General features: G+C 38.1%; 17 protein-coding genes. 10 read left to right on the forward strand and 7 right to left on the reverse strand.

Features of this window, described 5'->3' with window-relative positions; all coding sequences use genetic code 11:
* Window positions 1–177: hypothetical protein (locus EA365_12830; GenBank protein TVQ43302.1), on the forward strand; the 177-nt coding region annotated here is incomplete at its 5' end.
* A 28-nt stretch (window positions 178–205) separates the two neighbouring features.
* Here EA365_12830 and EA365_12835 read toward each other — a convergent pair.
* Both EA365_12835 and EA365_12840 read right to left on the reverse strand, forming a co-directional pair.
* Entirely contained in the window at window positions 206–2,344 is a 2,139-nt protein-coding gene (locus EA365_12835) for a glycine--tRNA ligase subunit beta (protein TVQ43303.1), read from the reverse strand.
* Between the two features lie 92 nt (window positions 2,345–2,436).
* Window positions 2,437–4,350 (reverse strand): transketolase, encoded by a 1,914-nt coding sequence (locus tag EA365_12840; GenBank protein TVQ43304.1) that lies wholly within the window; start codon window positions 4,348–4,350, stop codon window positions 2,437–2,439.
* Window positions 4,351–4,456: 106 nt separating this feature from the next.
* On the opposite strand from EA365_12840, the gene EA365_12845 reads away from it, so the two are divergent.
* The 4 genes from EA365_12845 (at window position 4,457) to proC (ending at window position 8,244) form a co-directional block, all read left to right on the forward strand.
* Entirely contained in the window at window positions 4,457–5,149 is a 693-nt protein-coding gene (locus EA365_12845; GenBank protein ID TVQ43305.1) for a segregation/condensation protein A, read from the forward strand.
* A 44-nt stretch (window positions 5,150–5,193) separates the two neighbouring features.
* Window positions 5,194–6,744, forward strand: coding sequence for a bifunctional phosphoribosylaminoimidazolecarboxamide formyltransferase/IMP cyclohydrolase PurH (gene purH / locus EA365_12850; protein ID TVQ43306.1), 1,551 nt, complete (start codon window positions 5,194–5,196; stop codon window positions 6,742–6,744).
* A gap of 87 nt (window positions 6,745–6,831) precedes the next feature.
* Complete coding sequence (locus EA365_12855; GenBank protein ID TVQ43307.1) at window positions 6,832–7,425, forward strand: cell division protein SepF; 594 nt, start codon at window positions 6,832–6,834, stop codon at window positions 7,423–7,425.
* A gap of 3 nt (window positions 7,426–7,428) precedes the next feature.
* A complete protein-coding gene (gene proC / locus EA365_12860) occupies window positions 7,429–8,244 on the forward strand; it encodes a pyrroline-5-carboxylate reductase (GenBank protein TVQ43308.1) in 816 nt (271 codons plus the stop codon).
* A 161-nt stretch (window positions 8,245–8,405) separates the two neighbouring features.
* Here the strand turns inward: proC and EA365_12865 are convergent, their stop codons facing one another.
* Entirely contained in the window at window positions 8,406–10,031 is a 1,626-nt protein-coding gene (locus EA365_12865; protein TVQ43309.1) for a CTP synthase, read from the reverse strand.
* Window positions 10,032–10,181: 150 nt separating this feature from the next.
* Between EA365_12865 and wcaI the strand changes: the two genes are divergently transcribed.
* Window positions 10,182–11,420, forward strand: coding sequence for a colanic acid biosynthesis glycosyltransferase WcaI (gene wcaI, locus EA365_12870; GenBank protein TVQ43310.1), 1,239 nt, complete (start codon window positions 10,182–10,184; stop codon window positions 11,418–11,420).
* A gap of 621 nt (window positions 11,421–12,041) precedes the next feature.
* Window positions 12,042–13,079, forward strand: coding sequence for an META domain-containing protein (locus EA365_12875; GenBank protein TVQ43311.1), 1,038 nt, complete (start codon window positions 12,042–12,044; stop codon window positions 13,077–13,079).
* A 132-nt stretch (window positions 13,080–13,211) separates the two neighbouring features.
* Here the strand turns inward: EA365_12875 and EA365_12880 are convergent, their stop codons facing one another.
* The 3 genes from EA365_12880 to acsF form a co-directional block, all read right to left on the reverse strand.
* Window positions 13,212–14,597, reverse strand: a complete 1,386-nt coding sequence (locus EA365_12880) for a UDP-glucose/GDP-mannose dehydrogenase family protein (GenBank protein ID TVQ43312.1) — start codon at window positions 14,595–14,597, stop codon at window positions 13,212–13,214.
* A gap of 20 nt (window positions 14,598–14,617) precedes the next feature.
* Window positions 14,618–15,553, reverse strand: a complete 936-nt coding sequence (locus tag EA365_12885) for an SDR family oxidoreductase (protein ID TVQ43313.1) — start codon at window positions 15,551–15,553, stop codon at window positions 14,618–14,620.
* 183 nt (window positions 15,554–15,736) lie between these two features.
* The gene (gene acsF, locus EA365_12890) at window positions 15,737–16,795 is read right to left on the reverse strand and encodes a magnesium-protoporphyrin IX monomethyl ester (oxidative) cyclase (GenBank protein TVQ43314.1); all 1,059 of its coding nucleotides are present in this window, start codon (window positions 16,793–16,795) and stop codon (window positions 15,737–15,739) included.
* A 152-nt stretch (window positions 16,796–16,947) separates the two neighbouring features.
* On the opposite strand from acsF, the gene EA365_12895 reads away from it, so the two are divergent.
* Both EA365_12895 and hemN read left to right on the forward strand, forming a co-directional pair.
* Entirely contained in the window at window positions 16,948–17,700 is a 753-nt protein-coding gene (locus EA365_12895; protein TVQ43315.1) for a heme oxygenase (biliverdin-producing), read from the forward strand.
* 93 nt (window positions 17,701–17,793) lie between these two features.
* The gene (gene hemN, locus EA365_12900) at window positions 17,794–19,191 is read left to right on the forward strand and encodes an oxygen-independent coproporphyrinogen III oxidase (GenBank protein TVQ43316.1); all 1,398 of its coding nucleotides are present in this window, start codon (window positions 17,794–17,796) and stop codon (window positions 19,189–19,191) included.
* 1 nt (window position 19,192) lies between these two features.
* Here hemN and EA365_12905 read toward each other — a convergent pair whose 3' ends face one another.
* Window positions 19,193–20,854: an NAD+ synthase gene (locus EA365_12905; GenBank protein TVQ43317.1), complete on the reverse strand. Its 1,662-nt coding sequence runs from the start codon at window positions 20,852–20,854 to the stop codon at window positions 19,193–19,195.
* A 92-nt stretch (window positions 20,855–20,946) separates the two neighbouring features.
* Between EA365_12905 and EA365_12910 the strand changes: the two genes are divergently transcribed.
* Entirely contained in the window at window positions 20,947–21,405 is a 459-nt protein-coding gene (locus EA365_12910; protein ID TVQ43318.1) for a single-stranded DNA-binding protein, read from the forward strand.
* Window positions 21,406–21,541: the final 136 nt, after the last annotated feature.

Consider the following 21,541-nt stretch of genomic DNA (forward strand, 5'->3'; position numbering starts at 1 on the left):
TCTAAATTAGGAGGAGCAAAAGTATTTAAATGCCCTAAATGTGGTACACAATTATTAAGAGATGTAAACGGCGCACGTAATATTATGCTACGTGCTTTGCAGGCAGTTGCCTTCACCATTGATGGTGATGCTATATTGAAGCTAGAAAGCGCTAATTGCTCGATTTGGCTAGATTAAATACTGCACTACCTACTTACCTACTTAGTTAACTTTTAACGATCGCCCCAAAATCTGCTAAAACTCTGGTGTGATTGCGCAATAACCCTAGTAAATTAAGTCTATTCTCTCTAATGGCGGAATCTTGAGCCATAATTAAGACACTATCCTCCCCATCAAAAAAATTAGCAACAATAGGGTTAATTTTAGCTAAAGCTTCTACCAAGAGTTGGTAATTGCGCTCTTTTTGAGCTTGAATTGTAGTTGGTTCTAATTCTACAAGTGCTTGATAGAAAGCGGTTTCTGAGTTTTTCTCAAAGATGGTGGGGTTAATCAGAGATTTAGCTGTTAGACTACTCGTATCCAGGTTTCCTTTGATAGCTAATTTGGTAGAACGGTTAACGGTTTCATAAATTTCTGCTAGTGAACCATTATTGCGTATTTGTTGTAGGAAAACAGCGCGATCGCGTACATCTAACAAATTACTTAAAGCTCGTTCTAAATACTCCCTATCCCCTTCAGGTAGGACTGCGTTAACTAAATCATAGTCAATATTTAACTCATCCTGCAAGAGAGTACGAATTCTTTGACTAAAAAATTCTTCTAGTTGGGGTAGAGGGGAGGGTTTATCGGGATGAGTGGTGACAAAATCATGAGCAATTTGTGTGAGTAAATCCTGTAAGTCAATCGGAAATTCTGCAGACCAAGTAATTAAAATAATACCATTAGCTGCACGACGTAGGGCAAAAGGATCAGAAGAACCAGTCGGGAGTAAACCCAACCCAAAGATATTAACTAGGGTATCAAGGCGATCGCTAATGCCCACAACTTGTCCTGTGAGAGATTGGGGTAGTTGATCTTCTGCGGTTCTTGGGAGATAATGTTCACGGATACCTTGAGCCACTATTGGAGATTCACCACTAACTAAAGCGTACTTTTCTCCCATAATTCCCTGTAACTCGGGAAATTCATAGACCATTTGGGTGACTAAATCTGCTTTACACAACATAGCGGTACTTTCGATTTCGTTACGTTGTTGATTATTGAGTCGTAATTGGTCACAGAGAAGTTGGCTAATTTCCATAATGCGATCTACCTTATCGCGCATTGAGCCTAACTCTTCTTGAAAAGTGACGTTTTCTAACTGAGGTAGATAACTTTCGAGGTGTTCATCACAATCTGCTTGATAAAAGAATTGAGCATCTGCTAATCTAGCCCTAATTACCCGTTCATTTCCCGAAGCAATAATCGTTGACTTATCAGGGTCACCATTACTAATAGTAATAAACCGAGGTAAGAGGTTACCCTGACTATCTTGTAAAGGAAAATAGCGTTGATGGGTTACCATTACCGTAGTGATTACCTCTGTAGGTAAACTGAGGAATTTTGCTTCAAACTCACCCACAATAGCCGTGGGCCATTCTACCAGATTAACTACTTCTGTGAGTAAATCCTCTGATAAAATGGCTGTAGCGTTGTATTTAGCTGCTTGAGACTGAATTTGTTCAGTAATCTTATTATATCTTATTTGGGGGTCAACTTCTATATAAGCTTGTTGAAGAGCATCTAGATAATCAGAAGCGTTGTTAATAACTACTGATTCTGGGTGTAAGACTCGATGTCCCTGACTATGGCGATCGCTTTTGAGAGTATGAGAACCATTCACCAATTCTACAGGTAATAATTCCTGATCTAACAAAGCTATCAAACTACGAATCGGACGAGGGAAACGTAAATCACCGTCAGACCAACGCATAAAACGTCTTCCTTGGAGTTTAGCAATCCATTGAGGAATTAGACGCTGTAACAAAGTAGCCGTCGCTGCACCGACTATTTTTTTCTGAACAAAGACAAACTCTCCCTTATCGGTAAGTTTAGTAGAGAGAGCAGTAACATCTACCCCTTGTTTACGAGCAAATCCGATGGCTGCTGCTGTAGGTTGACCATCTTTAAAAGCTGCTTGAACTGCAGGTCCTGTTATTTCTTCCTCTCTATCTTCTTGGCTACTATTTAACCCTGTAATCAGTACGCTGAGACGTCGTGGCGAGCCGTAAATTTTGATACTTTCTGGGGTTAATAATTCTTGTTGGAGACTAATAGGGATATATTCTTCCCATTGTTGTAGAGCACTATTAACAAAGTCTGCGGGTAATTCTTCTGTACCAATTTCAAGCAAAAATGTGGGCATGAGTATTATAAAATAACTTAACCTAGAGGTTAATTTTTATATTATCATCTAAAAGAAATTAGGATGCGTTAATTTAACGCACCCTGACTTAATTAACCGAGTAACTCTTTAACCTTACTCATGATTCCCTCGGGGTCGATTCCTTGGTGGGGGAATTGTTCCCAAAGTCCACCGCAGCCCTCTTTATGAGTACCGAGATAAGCGAATTTAGGTGTAAAACCACGTTCTAGTAACCAAGAGCCAAAACGACTACCTAAACCAGTACGACGGTTAAAGGCTTCTACTACCACAACTAGAGGAGATTGACCAATTTTAGTCATTATCTCTTCATCGACAACATTGAGAGTAGGTTTATTGATTAAACCGATATCGATACCCTCTTGTTTAAGACGTTCTACCGCATCTAGAGAACGATATAAACCATCCCCAAAGCTAACGATATAACCTGCTGTTCCTTCGCGAATCACTTCATCTTTACCAGGAACAAAGGTATAATCATCACCAAAGAAATCATTACCCTCGCTATTGAGGATATTAGGTACTTTAGAACGTGTAGAGAAGATAAAGCGTAAACCAGGGTCAAAGAAAACCGCTTTAACACAAGCTTTCATTTGATTAGCATCAGCGGGGAAATATAAGCTAGTGGGGTAACCATCATCTAAACCATTATCAGCGAAGAAATTATTAATACCAAAGTGACAGGTATTATCCGCCATATCATCGATTCCCGCGTGGGAGAAATGACAGAGTAGGTTAGAGAAGTTTAAACGCGCCATGGTAATTTCAGAGATGCACATTTCTAAGAAAGCGCTAAAGGTAGCAAAGATACCCTGTTTACCTTTTTCCATCCCAAAACCAGCCGCTGCTGATAGGTTACCTCTTTCCATAATTCCACCACTGACGTAGATTTCAGGGAACGCATCGCGGATTTGTTTGAGTCCACAAGAACCTTCTAAATCGCTATCTACACAGAGTACCTGATTTTTGCGTTCTGACTCAGTCAAATTGCTTAAAACCGAGACTACCGCGTCCCCAAAGACGTTGCGGTTAGAACCCATAGTTGTACTAGAGCCGAGAAAAGTATAACTTTGTTTGGGTTTTTCGATACTATTGAGATATTCAACCGCTGCGGTTAAACCACGTTTTTCTAAGTATTGTAAAGCCAATTTAACGGAGATAACGTCGTGTCCATGGGTTGAGCCTTCTAAACCTTCGATACCTACGCACATAGGACGATGGTTAATTACAGCTACAGGTCCAGGGGTGCTAATCGCTTCACAAATACGACTATATAAACCGTCGATATCTTCTCCATCCCCTTCTAAAATGCTTAATCCGTGTCCTGAGAGGGTTTTATTCAGGTCATAACCTGGTAGATATTGCGAAGGATGTCCCGCGATGGTTACGTCATTAGCGTCGATAAGTAGTTTAACATTTATTTGTTGGGCTACGGATAGACGAGCAGCCTCAGCGTCATCACCTTCTTGTTGAGAACCATCAGAACCAAGACAAAATACGGTTTTACCAGGGTTAGCTAGAGCTACACCGTTAATATAGGGCCATAAATGTCCTAAACGTCCTGAACTGAATTTAACCCCTGGTGTTAGTCCTAATTCGGGGTGTCCAGGTAATCCTGAGTGGGCTTCACGATAACGTAACAGACGTTCTGCGGGTAATTCCCCGTGGAGAGTTGCCATTAGGTATTGAGTCGCTACTCTGTGTCCGGCTTCATCAAAGAAAATGGGGACGAATTTATCAGGAGAAGTTCTGAACAGAGCATCGAGAATCATTACTTCTGGTACTGTGTCATAAGGACCACCTGTATGACCTCCTACACCTCTAGCTGCACCTGTAGCGGTAAAAAAGATGATCGCATCGCGACAAAGTTGTATATTAGCCTGAAGGGCTTGTTTTTGTTCGGAAGTGAGAGTTTTTTGACTAGGATCTAGGGTAATGGTTTTATATGCACCTAGATCAAGGGGAAAGCTTGCTGTAGCAACGGTCATAATTTTTTCTGGTTATTTAGTATAAAGTTCGACTTCTCTTGGTTGTAAAAGTCATAATCTTTATTTAGCAGTCTATATCCATCTGTTCAAACTGTCTAGAGATTTTATGAATTCAACTCCCGCACAAATAGCGATCGCCAAATTAATTGAATTAGCCGAAACTGGTGAAATTGACCCCTGGGATGTGCAAGTTATCGAGATTATCGATCGTTTTTTAAAAGAATTACCCGAAAAAGCTGATTTAGCTCAATCTGGACAGACTTTTCTCTGGGCTTCGATGTTAGTCTTACTCAAAGCTAATAGTTTGACCGAACCTGAAGTAGATACGATCGAGTCTCTAGAACCAGAAACAGAGTTAGAATTAGCTACTAGAAATCCTAGAGTAGCCGTTTCTCTAGAAAAACATTTACGTAGAAGAACTTCTGCTCCTCCTTTACGTCAACGTCGGGTTACTTTAACGGAGTTAATCACCCAAATCCGCGAATTAGAAGCTAAATTCACTGAAAAAACCAGAGTTAAGCGTTCTAAGACTTCAGCTAAGGTTAAAGCACAATTAATCACTCAATTAGCCCATCAGGAGAATTTAACAGAGATAGCTAATTCCCTAGGAGAGTTTTTAGACTCACATAAAGAATTTGAGTTAACTTGTTTACAGTTAGAAGAGTTATTGATTTTATTCAATAGTCAGGATCGCGTTGGGGTGTTTTGGGCTTTATTATTACTCTCAGCTGAGTCAAAAGTCGAATTGATTCAAGAGCAATTTTATCAGGATTTAACTATTAAACCTATCTATCCCTAATAAGATAAGATAAGTAATAAACCCTATTTAAATTTTTAGTAGTGATGTCGCGTTTAGCTTTACTGAGTGTTTGGGATAAAACTGGTATCGTAGAATTAGCCAGCAAATTAGTACAAGATTTTGACTTTGAGTTGATTAGCAGTGGTGGAACAGCTAAAATATTAACCGAAGCAGGTTTACCTGTGACTAAAGTCAGCGACTATACCCAATCTCCAGAAATACTCGGGGGAAGAGTGAAAACTTTACACCCGCGTATTCATGGAGGTATTTTAGCCAGAAGAGATGTAGCCACAGATTTAGCAGACTTAGAAGCTAATCAAATTCGCGCAATCGATTTAGTAGTAGTTAACTTATACCCTTTTGAACAAACCATCGCTAAAGCAGGAGTAACCCTAGCCGAAGCGATCGAACAAATAGATATCGGTGGGGTAGCATTATTACGCGCGGCGGCTAAAAATTTCGCTCATACAACAGTATTAGCTAATCCCCATAGTTATGAGAACTATCTCACAGAATTAAGTAAAAGTGAAGAGACAACAGCTAGTCTCGATTTTCGTAGAGATATGGCGGTAGCAGCTTTTCAACAAACACAAATCTATGACCAGGCGATCGCCAGTTACCTAGCTAATTACGAATCTAATAGTACCTTACCCCATAATTTTGCCGTAGCAGGAGAACAAATACAAGCATTACGTTACGGAGAAAATCCCCATCAACAAGCAGCTTGGTATCAAATAGGGAATAAACCCAAGGGATGGACAACAGCTTTGAAAATTCAAGGTAAAGAGCTTAGTTATAATAATTTAGTGGATTTAGAAGCAGCTAGAGGAATTATCAGCGAATTTCCCCCAGAAGAAGCCCCAGTGGCCGCTATTCTCAAACATACTAACCCCTGTGGCGTAGCCCTAGGCAATACCTTACTAGAAGCCTATGAAAAGGCTTTAGCTGCTGACTCGGTATCAGCTTTTGGCGGGATTGTTGCTCTTAATCAACCTATAGACGCAGATACAGCTAAAGAATTAACCAAAACCTTTTTAGAATGTGTGGTAGCTCCTGGATGTACAGCCGAAGCACAACAAATCCTCGGTAAAAAATCTAATCTACGGGTATTGGTATTACCAACCATCACTTCTGGACCTGCATATAGTCTTAAAGCGATCGCAGGAGGTCTCCTGGTGCAAACTACAGACTCAGCACCTGATGAACCCAAAACTTGGGAAGTAGTCACCCAACTCCACCCCGACACCGAACAAATGCAAGAGTTAATCTTTGCTTGGAAAGTCGCTAAACATGTAAAATCTAACAGTATCGTTATTAGCAAAAACAAGACAACTGTAGGTATAGGTGCAGGACAAATGAACCGCGTAGGTTCAGTAAAAATAGCCCTAGAAACAGCCGAAAATCAAGCTACAGGAGCAGTTTTAGCTAGTGATGGCTTTTTTCCCTTTGATGATTCAGTCCGCACAGCAGCTGCCGCGGGAATTAGTGCTATTATTCAACCTGGTGGGTCAATTAGAGATAACGATTCTATCAAAGCAGCTAACGAACTAGGTCTGATTATGATTTTGACAGGAGTTCGTCACTTCTTGCACTAATTAGCCTAAAATTAATCTAAAGTTTTTAACTACAAAACTTGCTAATATGGGAAAATTTAGCCATTAACTAAACTAGAAAAATCTAATATGTGGAAAAAATTAAAAGACATCGTTGGTATTAACGAAAGTGATGACTTAGACGAATACGACTATATCGAAGAAGAAGAAATTACCGAGACACCAACAAGTAGTTCTCGCTATACCGAAAAACCAGTAGAACAAGAATCGGAAACTCCTTCCTATCGCCGACGTTACACAGAATTTTCTAATACAGGAACAGATACAGTGCTCAACTCTACCCCAAGAAGTAATAATGTAATTGGTATGCCAGGTATTAATCAAGCTAGTTCAGAAGTCGTGGTGATTGAACCTCACTCCTTCGCCGAAATGCCTAAAGTAATTCAGATCTTAAAAGAAAGACGTTCTGTAGTATTAAATCTCAACGTAATGGATCCTGAAGAAGCACAAAGAGCTGTAGATTTCGTCGCAGGAGGTACTTACGCTATCGACGGTAATCAAGAACGCATCGGTGAAAGTATCTTTCTGTTTACCCCTAACTCCGTTAAAGTGAGCACAATCACTGGTATAGTTAGCGAAATAACCGAATCAGAAACACCCAAAATAGCCAAAATTGCTACTAATCCCAATTGGGGAAATCAATCTAGTCGTGTTATACAATAGAGGATGTCTATCAAACTAGGTATCATTGGAGGTGGGGTAATGGCGGAAGCTATTTTATCTCGCTTCATTCAACAGCAAATCTCTGCACCAGGAACGATTCTAGTTAGCGATCGCTCCTCTAATCGTCTTGATTTTCTCTCTCAAACCTATCAAGTACAAGTAACTAATCAGAATCAGCAAGTTATAGAAGGAACAGAAGTAGTCTTATTAGCGATTAAACCACAAGTACTCAACACAGTCTTAACGGAATTATCCCTAGATACTCCCCTAAACCCTAAACCCCTAATTATCTCCATTCTCGCGGGAGTCACCCTAGAACGTCTAGAAGCAGGATTTCCTGATTATCCCGTCATTAGAGCGATGCCTAATACACCGGCAACTGTAGGACATGGAATTACAGCTATAACCCCAGGAAAACAAGTAACTACTCAACAAGTAACCCAAGGACGTTTACTCCTCAACGCTATTGGTAAAGTAGTAGAAGTCCCAGAAAATCTTATGGACGCAGTTACAGGTTTATCAGGATCTGGTCCTGCTTATGTGGCTTTGATGATAGAAGCTTTAAGCGATGGCGGAGTAGCCGCAGGATTACCTAGAGCGATCGCCTCGGAATTAGCCCTACAAACCGTCCTCGGGACAGCTAAACTCTTAGAAACTCAAGGACTACACCCCGCTGAGTTAAAAGACCGTGTCACTAGTCCAGGAGGAACTACTATCGCAGGGGTAGCTGAATTAGAAAAAGCCGCCTTTCGTAGCGCCCTTATAGAAGCGGTGAAAGCTGCAGCTGCTAGATCTTTGGCTTTAGGGAAGAGAGAATAGGGGAGCTGCAGGAAGAGGGGAGAAGGGAAATGAAGAATTAAGAATTAAGAATGAGGTATTCATGCACTCAGGTAAGAGGGAGTATGATATATAGGAATAATAGCACCTAAAACCTAAAACCCTACACCCTACTCCCTTTTACCTAACACCTAATACCTAACTCAACAAGAGCTTTTTATTTTCGATTCGATATTAGTAGCTAAAGCGGCTTTAACTAATCCCAAAAATAAGGGGTGAGGATTATTAGGACGAGACAAAAATTCAGGGTGAAATTGGGTAGCGATAAAGAAAGGATGATCTGCTAACTCGATAATCTCTACTAAACGTCCATCAGGAGAAGTTCCACTCACCCGATAACCCTTTTCTATAAATCCATTGCGATAAGCGTTATTAAACTCATAACGATGTCGATGACGTTCATAAATAACCTCTTGTTGATAAAGAGAATAAGCTAAACTATCGTGAGAGAGACGACAGGGATATAACCCTAAGCGCATTGTTCCCCCTAAATCAATGACATCCTGTTGTTCTGGTAAAAGGTTAATCACAGGATTTTGCGTTTCAGGATCTAATTCTGAACTATTTGCACCGTGGAGATTAGCTAAATTTCTCGCCCATTCAATTACAGCGCATTGCATTCCTAAACATAATCCCAAAAAGGGTATTTTCTTTTCTCTAACATACTGAATCGCTTTAATTTTTCCCTCTACTCCTCTACTACCAAACCCACCAGGAACTATTAAACCCCCGATATCTTTCAGGTGTGTCTCTGCGTCTTCGATTTCGATATCTTCAGCATTAATCCACTGGATGTTCAGTTCTGTATCAGAGGCGATCGCCGCGTGACCTAAAGCTTCTACTACTGATAAATAAGCAGCACTTAGCTGGATATATTTCCCTACTATCCCAATATCTAACTTATGACTTCTAGAGTTCATCTTATCAACTAGAGTACTCCATTGGGTTAAATTTGGCTCTCTAGTTTCTAATTTCAAGAGACTGAGGGTTTGTTTAGCTAATCCTTCTGCTTCTAGAATTAAGGGTACTTCGTAGATACTAGAAGCATCCACCGCTGTAATCACCGATTCTACGGGAACATCGCAAAATTCTGAGAGTTTCTCCTTCATTCCCGCTTGTAAAGGGCGATCGCACCTACACACCAGTATATCTGGTTGAATCCCAATTGAGCGCAACTCCTTAACCGAATGTTGTGTTGGTTTAGTCTTCATCTCTCCTGCTGCTTGAATCCAAGGAATCAAGGTAACATGAGTATATAACACGTTATTTCTGCCTACGTCTTTACGAAATTGACGAATAGCTTCTAAAAAAGGTAAAGACTCGATATCCCCTACCGTTCCCCCAATTTCGGTAATTACTAAATCTGAATTAGTATTTTTAGCTACCCTATGTATCCTCTCTTTAATTTCATTAGTAACATGAGGAATCACTTGGACAGTACCCCCCATATAATCTCCTCTACGTTCCTTATTAATCACCGCTTGATAAATTGAACCAGTAGTCACACTATTGAGACGAGACATAGGAGTATCAGTAAAGCGTTCATAATGTCCTAAATCTAGGTCAGTTTCGGCACCATCATCAGTAACAAATACTTCTCCATGTTGAAAAGGACTCATTGTCCCTGGATCAACGTTAATATAGGGGTCCAATTTTAATATAGAAATGGAGTAATTGCGAGATTTTAGCAGTCTTCCCAAGCTAGCAGCTACAATCCCCTTACCAATACTAGAAACTACTCCACCAGTAATAAAAACAAATTTACTCATGACGATTTTAGCTGTTGTTATGTTATGCTATCTTTTATATTTTTATGTCCCCAACCTGAATTGAGGTTAAACTCACTTAATTTTACAAGCTTTGAAGGCTCTTTTAAAAATTTCCTAATCTCTTAAATCAAAGGCTTATGACCCACTCCTATGCGCATTCTGATTTATTCTTATAATTATTACCCTGAACCAATCGGTATCGCTCCTTTAATGACAGAATTAGCAGAAGGACTAGCGAGAAGAGGTCATGAAGTACACGTTAGTACGGCAATGCCATCTTATCCTGAAAGTGAAATTTATCCTGAGTATAGAGGTAAACTATACACTAGGGAGAGACTCAATGGGATTAGTTTAGCACGTTGTTATGTCTGGAGTCGTACTGAGAGAAATTTTCGCAATCGTGTTTTCTTTGAATTAAGTTTCATATTTTTAAGTTTTTGGCAATGCTTGAGAACACCTTGTCCTGATCTTATTTTTTTGACAATACCGGGTTTACCTGTATGTCTTCCTGGAGTTATTTTAAGTAAAATTTATCGTCGTCCTTTGGTTCTCAATGTACAAGACATTTTACCAGATGCTGCTATTCATGTCGGCTTAATTACTAATCCTCAACTCATTAATATTTTGAGAAAATTAGAACGATTTGCCTATAATAATGCTGATAAAATTAGCGTAATAACTGAAAGTTTTCAAAATAACTTATTAAAAAAAGGAGTACCTGAAAATAAATTAGTTGAAATCAGTAATTGGGTAGATATAAATTTTATTAAACCAAGAGAAAAAACTGACAGTAATTTTCGTCAAGAGAATAATCTTAAAGATAAATTTATAGTCTTATATTCAGGAAATATAGCTTTAACCCAAGGATTAGAAAACCTCATAGAAGCGGGTAAATATTTAAAAGCAATTGAGCAGATTGTCATTGTCATTGTTGGTGAAAAAAAGGCGATCGCTCAATTAAAACTACAAGCAGAAGCGAAAAAACTCAATAATATCCTCTTATTACCCTTTCAACCTAGAGAGAAACTACCCGATATGTTAGGGAGTGCAGACATAGGTCTAGTCATGCAAAAACATAACGTCATTAACTTTAATATGCCCTCAAAAATCCAATTATTATTAGCAAGTGGTTGCCCTATAATCGCCTCAGTGCCAGCATTAGGTACAGCAGCCCTAGCAGTAGAAAAAAGTCAAGGAGGAGTAGTTGTACCCCCAGAAAATCCCCAAGCTTTAGCCCAAGCAATTAAAGATTTATATCATCAACCCGATATCTTAAAAAAATTAGGAGAAAATGGCAGAAAATACGCAGAAAATTATTATTCATTTGAAAAAGTGTTAGATCGCTACGAAGAGTTATTTAAATCATTGGTCAATCAAAGAGAAAATTAAAGCTTTGGTAACAAGATTTTTTTGAATAAGTATTTTTTAGTATTGCTCTATTCTTTCTTTTTTATTAATCCCAAGTTTACTAATTTTCTAGCCATTAATTGATGCGAAAAGACCTTTACTCCTAAGACTAATTCACCAAAAATAAAGCCCAAATATTTCTGATCACCAGTTAGTAAATGAGTACATTCAAGAGTGATTGCTCCAGCTAAAATTGGAATATCTTTTTCTGGAAGTGAAACAGGTAAATTGATTATTAAAGTGTTATCAACACAAATTTTGTCGAGGAGAGTATCTAGTTGTTCAATTGAACCAAATTTTTTAGCTGCAATATTTCTTCTTGCTTCTTCTACTGCATAAGAATTAGTTACACAACTTACGTAATTTTGTCTTGCAATGATTAATTCTCTAGGTTAGAGGGTAGAGAAAATTAAAGCTTTGGTAAAGTAGTGTTTACTAGAGAAAATCTAGTATATAATTACCCTGGATTTGCATGGTTTAGTAATGAAAATACTACCAGTGTCAGTGTAACCTATGATTTAGAGACTATCTTTCAACTTCCCCAAGTGAAGATATCCCCTTTTTGATGAGCGATCGCTCTACTCTTTAACAATATATTTATTTATGAAACATCAATTTTCTTTTATTGTTTATAGTCTATTCTGGACAATCGCGGGAATGATTCTGCTTACTCCTCCTAACTATGCTCAAACTCAAGAGCAAGAAATCGCTAAATGTCTAGCAATTAGTAATACAGTTAGCATTATTCAAGCTCAGACAGAAATAATCATCAGAGCAGTTTACCATCAAGATAATCTTACTTGGTTAAATACACCAGCTCAAACAGAAACAACAGAGACAGGGACTAATTACTCTAATATTAGAGGAGAACAAACAGTTAATTTGTTTATTCCCACTAATCAGGAGTTTTGTGAGATTACTATCGGTGATCAACCCAAAGAGTTAGGAAATTTAATCACAGAGAATATGACCAAAGGGACAGTAAGTGGGACAATTACTTATCAAGAGAGAATAGCTTTACCCTTAGGAGCAGTTATCCAGGTAAAATTATTAGATACCTCTCGTCAAGATGTAGCAGCGATAGAAATAGCTAGTCAAACTATAATCACCACTGGTGAACAAGTTCCGATTGCTTTTGCATTAAGTTATGATCCTAATACCATTCAAGAACGACAAACTTATGTAGTGCGAGCAGAAATTTATCTCGATGAGCAACTATTTTTTACTACTACTCAATTTTATCCTGTACTGACTAGGGGTAATAGTAACGAAGTTAACTTAGTTTTAAATAAAGTTATGTCTGAGCAAAATCAATTAACTGGTAGTCAATGGTTACTAGAAGATTTAACAGGTAAAGGAGTAGTAGATAACGTGCAAACCACCATCGAATTTGGTGAAGATAATCGTATTGGTGGTAATGGTGGATGCAATCGCTATTTTACTAGTTATCAACTCGATGGTACTAATTTTAGCGTTAATTTGATTGGTTCTACCCAAATGATGTGTCCACCTGCGATGATGAATCAAGAACAACAATTTTTCCAAGCTTTAGAAAAAGCCTACAATCTCCGTTTAGAGGGACCCTATCTATTTATAGATGTAGAAGGCTCTGATTTACCTTTAAAATTTACTAGATTGTAACAAGAGGGAGTAGGGAGACTGCGGAGACTGCGGAGACGGGGAAGATGGGGAGACGAGGAGTATGATATATAGGAATAATAAAACCGTTCAACCGTTCAACCGTTCCCCCTAACCCCTAACTCCTAACTCCTCCTATCTACCTATACCGATATAGTTAAATCCTGCGGCTTCAATTTTGCCTTTATCTAGGAAATTACGTCCATCGATAATCACCAGGTTTTGCATAACTTTAGCTATTTTAGTATAGTCAAGTTGGTGAAATTCTTGCCAATCTGTGACTAAAACTAAAGCGTCACAACCATCAGCGAGCATTTCTGCGTCACTTTCAATAATTACATCGGATAAACCATGACTTAATCCTGATTGAGAGACAATAGGATCGTAGGCTTTGACTTTTGCTCCTAAACGGTTGAGTTCTGCAATAATATTTAAAGCGGGAGCATCGCGCATATCATCGGTATCGGGTTTAAAAGTTAGACCTAGTAAACCGATAGTTTTGCCCTTAAGGATTTTTAATTCTTTTTGTAACTTCTCGATTACTATTAGGCGTTGTTGTTGGTTGACCTTAACCGCAGAGTTAAGTATTTCTGTATTGTAACCATAATCTTGGGCGGTATGAATTAAGGCTGAAACATCTTTAGGAAAACAAGAGCCACCCCAACCAATACCTGCTTGTAAGAATTTTGACCCAATGCGAGAGTCTAAACCAATACCTTTAGCTACTTGGGTAACATCAGCGCCAACGCGATCGCAGATATTCGCCACCTCATTAATAAAACTAATTTTGGTGGCTAAAAAAGCATTAGCTGCGTATTTAATCATTTCTGCCGAACTCAACTCAGTAATAACCACGGGTACAGGAGGTGCATTTACATCAGCTGCAAACCTGCGCTCAACAATAGGTTGATACAATTCAACCATCAGAGCGATCGCTTGCTCACTATTACTTCCTAAGACAATGCGATCGGGATTAAAAGTATCATAAACCGCAGATCCTTCCCGTAAAAACTCAGGATTACTGACCACATCAAACTTAGCGATCATTTCTGTTGAATCTAGATTAGATCCGCTACTAGTTACTAAGGTTTTCTGACGTTCTTGCATTCCTTCTAGAATAATCATTCTCACCCAATCACCCGAACCAATCGGAACAGTAGATTTATTAACGATTACCTTATAACCACCATTGAGATAAGATCCTATCCCTCTTGCTACTGCTTCTACATAACGAGTATCACTTTCACCCGTAGGTAAAGCTGGAGTTCCCACCGCGATAAAGAGGATTTCCCCATGCTCTACACCTGCTTGTAAATCGCTCGTAAATTCTAGTTTACCTGCAGCTGAGCTTGATTGCATTAATTCTGAGAGTCCAGGTTCATAAATAGGGGATTGTCCTGATTTCATCAGTTTAACCTTTTCCTCATTATTATCGACACAAATAACATCATGTCCAATATGAGCTAAACAAACCCCTGTTACTAAACCGACATAACCAGTTCCAATCACACAAACGCGCATAATTTTCTTTCCCTCTGATTTTAATTACCTGTTTCTAGACGTTCTCGAAAATCCTTGATGGTTAATTCTAATCCTTCTTGTAAAGGTATTGTCGGTGACCAATTGAGGTATTGTTTTGCTTTAGTAATATCTGGTTGACGACGACGAGGATCATCTTGAGGAAGGGGTTTAAACACTAAATCTAAGCCGGGATTAACCATATCTTGAATAGTTTTAGCTAATTCTAAGATGGTATATTCTCCAGGATTTCCTAAATTAACAGGTCCAATATAATCATTGTTCATCAATTTTTGCAAGCCATCCACTAAGTCAGATACATAGCAAAAACTCCGAGTTTGAGAACCATCACCATAGACAGTAAGTGGATTTTCTTGTAAAGCTTGAACCACAAAATTACTTACTACACGTCCATCATTAAATAACATTCTCGGACCATAGGTATTAAAAATACGCGCTACACGAATATCTACTTTATTATCACGATGATAATCAAAAGCTAGAGTTTCTGCTACCCGTTTACCTTCGTCATAACAACTTCTCAAGCCAATACAGTTAACATTACCGCGATATTCTTCGGGTTGGGGATGAACTTCAGGATCTCCATATACTTCTGAAGTGGATGCTAGTAAAAATCTGGCTTTGACACGCTTAGCTAGCCCTAGCATATTCAGAGTTCCCATCACATTGGTTTTAATCGTCTTAACTGGATTATATTGATAATGTACAGGAGAAGCCGGACAGGCTAAATGATAGATTTGGTCAACTTCTAAGCGAATAGGCTCAGTAATATCATGTCTAATTAGGTCAAATTTAGGATTACCTAGCCATTTAACAATGTTACGTTTATGACCAGTATAAAAGTTATCTAAACAAATGACGTCATGACCTTCTGACATCAAACAATCGATAAGATGAGAGCCGATAAATCCAGCTCCACCTGTTACTAAGATTCTCATCTAGGCTATCTTTACTAAACTTAAAGGTAATCTTAACCGATTGTAGATAATTTTGATTTAAGAATTAAAGTTTTCACTACTATGCAAAGAGTAATTGAGGAGCAAAGTGAGACAAAAGTCTCACGATCCGTGCTGCATTTAATTCGATTATCCTGGTTGGAAATCTGATCTTAATCTAGCACACTATAGCACAACTCCTCTTAATGACTCAGCGTCTTGAGCAGGAATCAGATATAAGCGTAATAAATCGGTGAAAATTCCGGTTATTATGGGTAATTTACGGAAGAATTTGACAATTTTAGGACTATTACTAGCTTCGATCGCTTTTAAAGTCTCATTACGTTGAGCACAACGTTCTAATTTAGGGAAAAATGCAGGATGTTCCACATTAAGAGTAACAGGAAAAGCCCTGGCTGAGGTTTCATTAGTTTTGCGAATAACCTCGCGATCGTATTCTTGAGCATCTAGTCCAATAGCTTCGTAAAAATCAGCTCGTTCGTGTACAGTTAAAGTATGGGTAGCAAATACCGATAATAAGAAGAATTTTGCCCATAATTTAGCTCTCCAGTTATTCCACATCGCCGACTGCGATCGCAATAAAGCCTTAAAGATATCCCCGTGACGGTTTTCGTCTTGACACCAACTTTCAAACATTCTAAACAGAGGATAAAACTGATATTCGGGGTGTTCTTGCAGATGACGATACATCAGAATATAACGCCAATAGCCGATTTTTTCCGAGAGATAAACCGCATAGATAACCCATTCTGGCTTAAAAAAAGTATAGGTACGACTTTTAGTAAGATAACCCAAATCCAGAGTGATATTAAAATCAGCCATGGCTTTATTAAGAAAACCAGCGTGTCTGGCTTCATCCCGTGCCATAAGATGAAAAATTTCTGCTAAAATTGGGTTACGATCCTTGATTTTACGGGATAATTCCTTAAACAACAAAAATCCCGAAAATTCTGAAGTACAAGAACGTTCTAAAAAATCAATAAAAACTCGGCGAGTCTTTTCGTCAATATGTTCCCAGGATTGTTGAAACTCTTCATCTCGCACAAAATGATCGCGATTATAGTCGGTACGCATTTCGGCGATCATCGCTTTTAACTCTTCTTCCTGTGAGGAGATATCCATGTTAGCGACAGCTTCAAAATCTGTTGTATAAAATCTTGGTGCTAACAAAGTTTCTTCCGTGGTGGTTTTTTTAGTCAAAGTTGCAGAAGCTGTGTTGTTCATAATTACTTAGGATTTTGCTTAATGGCTAACTAATCATATCTTATCTAGGTTAATGTCTATCATTACCATTAAGTTTTGTGAATAGATAAAAGTCAACTTAGATATTCTTATATAATCAGATATCGTAAACTAGGTTTAAGAGAATCTCACTTATGACCACCAATCTAGCTAGCCAATTACGAGAAGGGACAAAAGAATCTCATACCATGGCGGAAAATACCGCTTATATGAAATGTTTCCTCAAAGGTATAGTAGAAAAAGAACCCTTCCGTAAACTACTAGCTAACCTATATTTTGTTTACAGTACCCTAGAAGAAGAATTATCCCGATATAGAGAACATCCTGTAGTCGGATTAATTTATTTTCCTGAACTCAATCGTCGCGACAAACTAGTCGAAGATTTAGCCTATTATTACGGTGATAATTGGCAACAAACGATCACCCCGTCTACAGCGGGTGAAGCATACGTAAATCGCCTCAAAGAAATAGCTAATAGTGAACCTGCTTTACTGGTTGCTCATTCCTATGTAAGATATTTAGGTGATCTTTCAGGAGGTCAAGGGTTAAAACATATCGTACGTTCAGCCCTTAAGTTACCAGAAAACGAAGGTACAAAATTCTATGAGTTTGATGCTTTTACCTCTGTAGAAGCAAGAAAAGCTTTTAAATTTAAGTATCGCGATACCCTCAATAGTCTTCCTGTTGACGAAGAATTAGCCCAGAAAATTGTCACAGAGGCTAACTATGCTTTTGTACTTAATCGTGATGTCATGCACTCATTAGAAGCAGAAGTAAAAGCAGCCATTGGCGATCATGTTTTTGATTTGATTACCCGTCAAGACATCCCAGGAAGTACAGAAAAACCAGTAGGGAACACTTCGGTAGAACTAATTAACGCAGAATAAAAACCGAATTTTAGCCCAATTCAATTATCCTTAAGGGCGTTTTACAAAGACGCCCAAGATAAATATTGCCATAAAATACCTTCAAGATAAATCATGAATTTTTCTCAATCAACAGTTCAATTTAATAGTGACTTATTACAAAAATACGATCGCCCTATACCTCGCTATACCAGTTATCCTCCCGCAACACAATTAACCCCAGATTTTACCACTAGAGACTTTCTGTCAGCTGTAGAAATTGGTAACTATCGACAAATTCCCCTTTCTCTCTATTGTCATATACCTTTTTGTGAAACCCCCTGTTATTTTTGTGGTTGCAATACAGTAATTACCCAAAAAAAAGAGTTAGCAGAGATATATCTAAAACATTTAATTAAAGATATTGAACAAACAGCAGCTTTAATTAATTCAGAGAGAATTGTACATCAACTCCATTGGGGTGGAGGAACACCTAATTATTTAAACTTACATCAAATCGAATTACTCTGGAGCAAAATAAATCAGTTTTTCAAAGTAGATAATCAAGGAGAAATCTCCCTAGAAATTAATCCCAAATATCTAGATAGAAATTATATCTATAACCTAAAAAGTTTTGGCTTTAATCGCATTAGTTTTGGTATCCAAGACTTTGATCATATAGTTCAACAAGCTATCAATAGAGTTCAGCCAGAAAGTATCTTATTCGAGGTTATGGACTCAATAAAATCTGCAGGTTTTGAAAGTGTTAATGTAGATTTAATTTATGGATTACCTTTTCAAAATTTAGCAACTTTTCGAGATACTATCGCCAAAACAATTAAGCTAAATCCAGATCGTATCGCTGTCTTTAATTTTGCTTATATACCCTGGTTAAAACCAGTCCAAAAAAACTTACCCCAAGCAGCTTTACCCTCAGCTGCTGAAAAATTAGCTATTCTACAAATGACCATAACAGAATTAACCAATAATGGTTATGTTTATATTGGTATGGATCACTTTGCTAAACCCAATGATGAACTAGCGATCGCTCAAAGAGAAGGTCAATTACATCGTAACTTTCAAGGTTATACAACTAAACCCGAATCAGATTTATTAGGATTTGGGATGACTTCTATCAGTATGCTTTACGATGGTTACTTTCAAAATCAGAAGCGTTTAAGAGATTATTATCAAGCTATCGAACAACATAAATTCCCAATAGAAAGAGGAGTAAAACTCACTCATGATGACATTCTACGACGTACTATTATTATGGAATTAATGTGTCAGTTTCGTTTAAATCAAAGAGATTTAGAACAAAAATATCATCTAGGTTTTGATTTTGACTTTGAAACCTATTTTAGACAAGAAATACCCGAACTCAAAGACTTAGAAGCCGATGGATTACTAACACTTTCAGAAGAAGGAATAGAGGTAACTCCCACCGGAAGACTATTAATTAGAAATATCGCTGCGGTGTTTGATACCTATCTGAAAAAACAGAAAACTCAGACTTATTCTAAAGCTATTTAACCTAACATAGCTCGATTTTACTAGCAATAGGCATCCGCCAACCAGTACCAAAAGCGCGATCGGTTACTTTCAAACCAGGTGGCGCTTGTTTCCGTTTAAATTCGGCTTTGCTTACTAATTTTAAGACTTTTTGCACTGTATGTAAATCATATCCTGCTGCAATGATTTCAGCTTGAGAATGATGTTGACAGATACTTCTCTCCAAGATATCGTCAAGGATATCATAAGTAGGTAAAGAGTCTTGATCTACTTGATTAGGTTTTAATTCCGCTGAAGGAGGTTTAGTCAAGACATTGACAGGGATAACTTCGCGATCGCGATTTAACCACTCACAGAGACTATAAACCAAGGTTTTGGGTACATCAGCAATTACCGCTAATCCTCCATTCATATCCCCATAAAGGGTACAATACCCAACCGCCATCTCTGATTTATTACCTGTAGATAACAATAGATAACCAAACTTATTGGCGATCGCCATTAACAAATTACCCCGAATCCGTGATTGTAGGTTTTCTTCAGCGATACCGAATTCTGTACCTGCAAATAAAGGATCTAAAACCTGAGCATAACCTTTCATAAGGTGTTCAATCGGTAATTTAATTGTCTTGATTTCCAGATTTTTGGCTAAATTAGTAGCATCTGATACAGAACTCTCAGAACTATAGGGAGAAGGCATCATCACTCCCAAGACATTATCTTTTCCTAAAGCATCAACAGCGATCGCCCCTACTAAAGAAGAATCAATCCCACCACTCAAACCCAAAACAGCTTGTTGAAAACCACACTTATGAGTATAATCTCGCACTCCGAGTACCAATGCTGACCAAATTTCCTCAGCCTCACAACTAGAAAGAGGATTAATATTACTTGGTAATAAATCCCGAGTAACAGGGTCAAATTCAACAAATAATAACTCTTCTTGAAAACTTTTAGCGCGACAAACGACCTCACCCTGACGATTAAAAGCTACACTTTGACCATCAAAAATTAGATCATCATTGCCCCCAACCTGATTAACATAGATGATAGGAATATTGTAACGTCTTACCGCGTGTTGTAACATGATTTCGCGCAACTTCTGTTTACCCACGGTATAGGGAGAAGCAGAGAGGTTAAGGATTAAATCTACTCCTAATGCAGCTAATTCAGCTACAGGATTAACCCGATAATTTCTCCTTCCCCAAAACTGTTCATCATTCCATAAATCCTCACAGATAGTTACACCAACGCGCAGATTATTTAAGCTTAAAAAGCTGCTTTCTCTTCCTGGTGCGAAATAACGATATTCATCAAAAACATCATAAGTAGGTAGTAAACGTTTAACAAAGATTTTCTCAACCTCACCTTCTGCTAATAACGTCATGGTATTATAGAGAGGTTTTTCCCCTTCTGAGTTAGCTTGAGGGTTAGGTTGCACTGTTCCTACCAAAGTTGGACAAGCAACTTGTTTACTTAAGTCGAGGATAGTAGCTAAACTCGATTGCACAAAATTAGGATTCAGCAATAAATCTCTAGGAGGGTAACCACATAGAGACAACTCAGGAGTTAACAGTAAATCCGCTTGAGCTGCTTTAGCTTGTTGAGATTGACTGATAATTTTCTGTCCATTCCCCGCTAAATCACCAATAGTAGGGTTAAGTTGTGCGATCGCAATTTTCATACTTTCTAATAAATAATTTTGATTTTAACAGCTTATCTGAGACAAATAATAGTACAATTGTTCTTATAGATCATTAAAAAGGACATCAAACTATGAATACTTGTATTTTAATGGCTAAAATTGTCAGTGAACCAGAGTTACGCTACACTCAAGATAGTCAAATACCTCAGACTCATATGTTAATCGAAATCGAAGGTTTAGGAGCAAATGATACACCAGGAACTTTAAAAGCGATCGGATGGGGTAATACAGCATCAGAAATCAAAGAAAAATATAATCAGGGTGACCAAGTTATTCTCACAGGTCGTTTAGCCATGAGAACCTTTGAAAATACCTCGGGAACAAAGGAAAAACGAGCAGAATTAAATATCTCTCATGTTTATCCTATTACTGCTTCTATTCCTGTAGCTACATTTACAGAATCTAAAGAATCTACAGAAACTAATGTTGTTGAATTAGAATCTTTTAAGCCTAAAGCAAACACTTTGACAGAAGATACAGAGATATCGCCTGTTGAAACAAATAAAAATTTAGATGATATCCCTTTTTAGATAGGGTCTGCTGAAAAACTAAATTCTGGTGAGGGTCAATTCGGAAGAAAGGAATTCTCCCCCTCTCCCCCTCTCCCCCTCCTCACAGGTGTAGGTTTTTGACAATGAGATTCTGGCGAAGGTGAGACAAGGAAGA

Origin of the sequence: Gloeocapsa sp. DLM2.Bin57, from assembly GCA_007693955.1 — a bacterium.
Taxonomy (GTDB): domain Bacteria; phylum Cyanobacteriota; class Cyanobacteriia; order Cyanobacteriales; family Gloeocapsaceae; genus Gloeocapsa.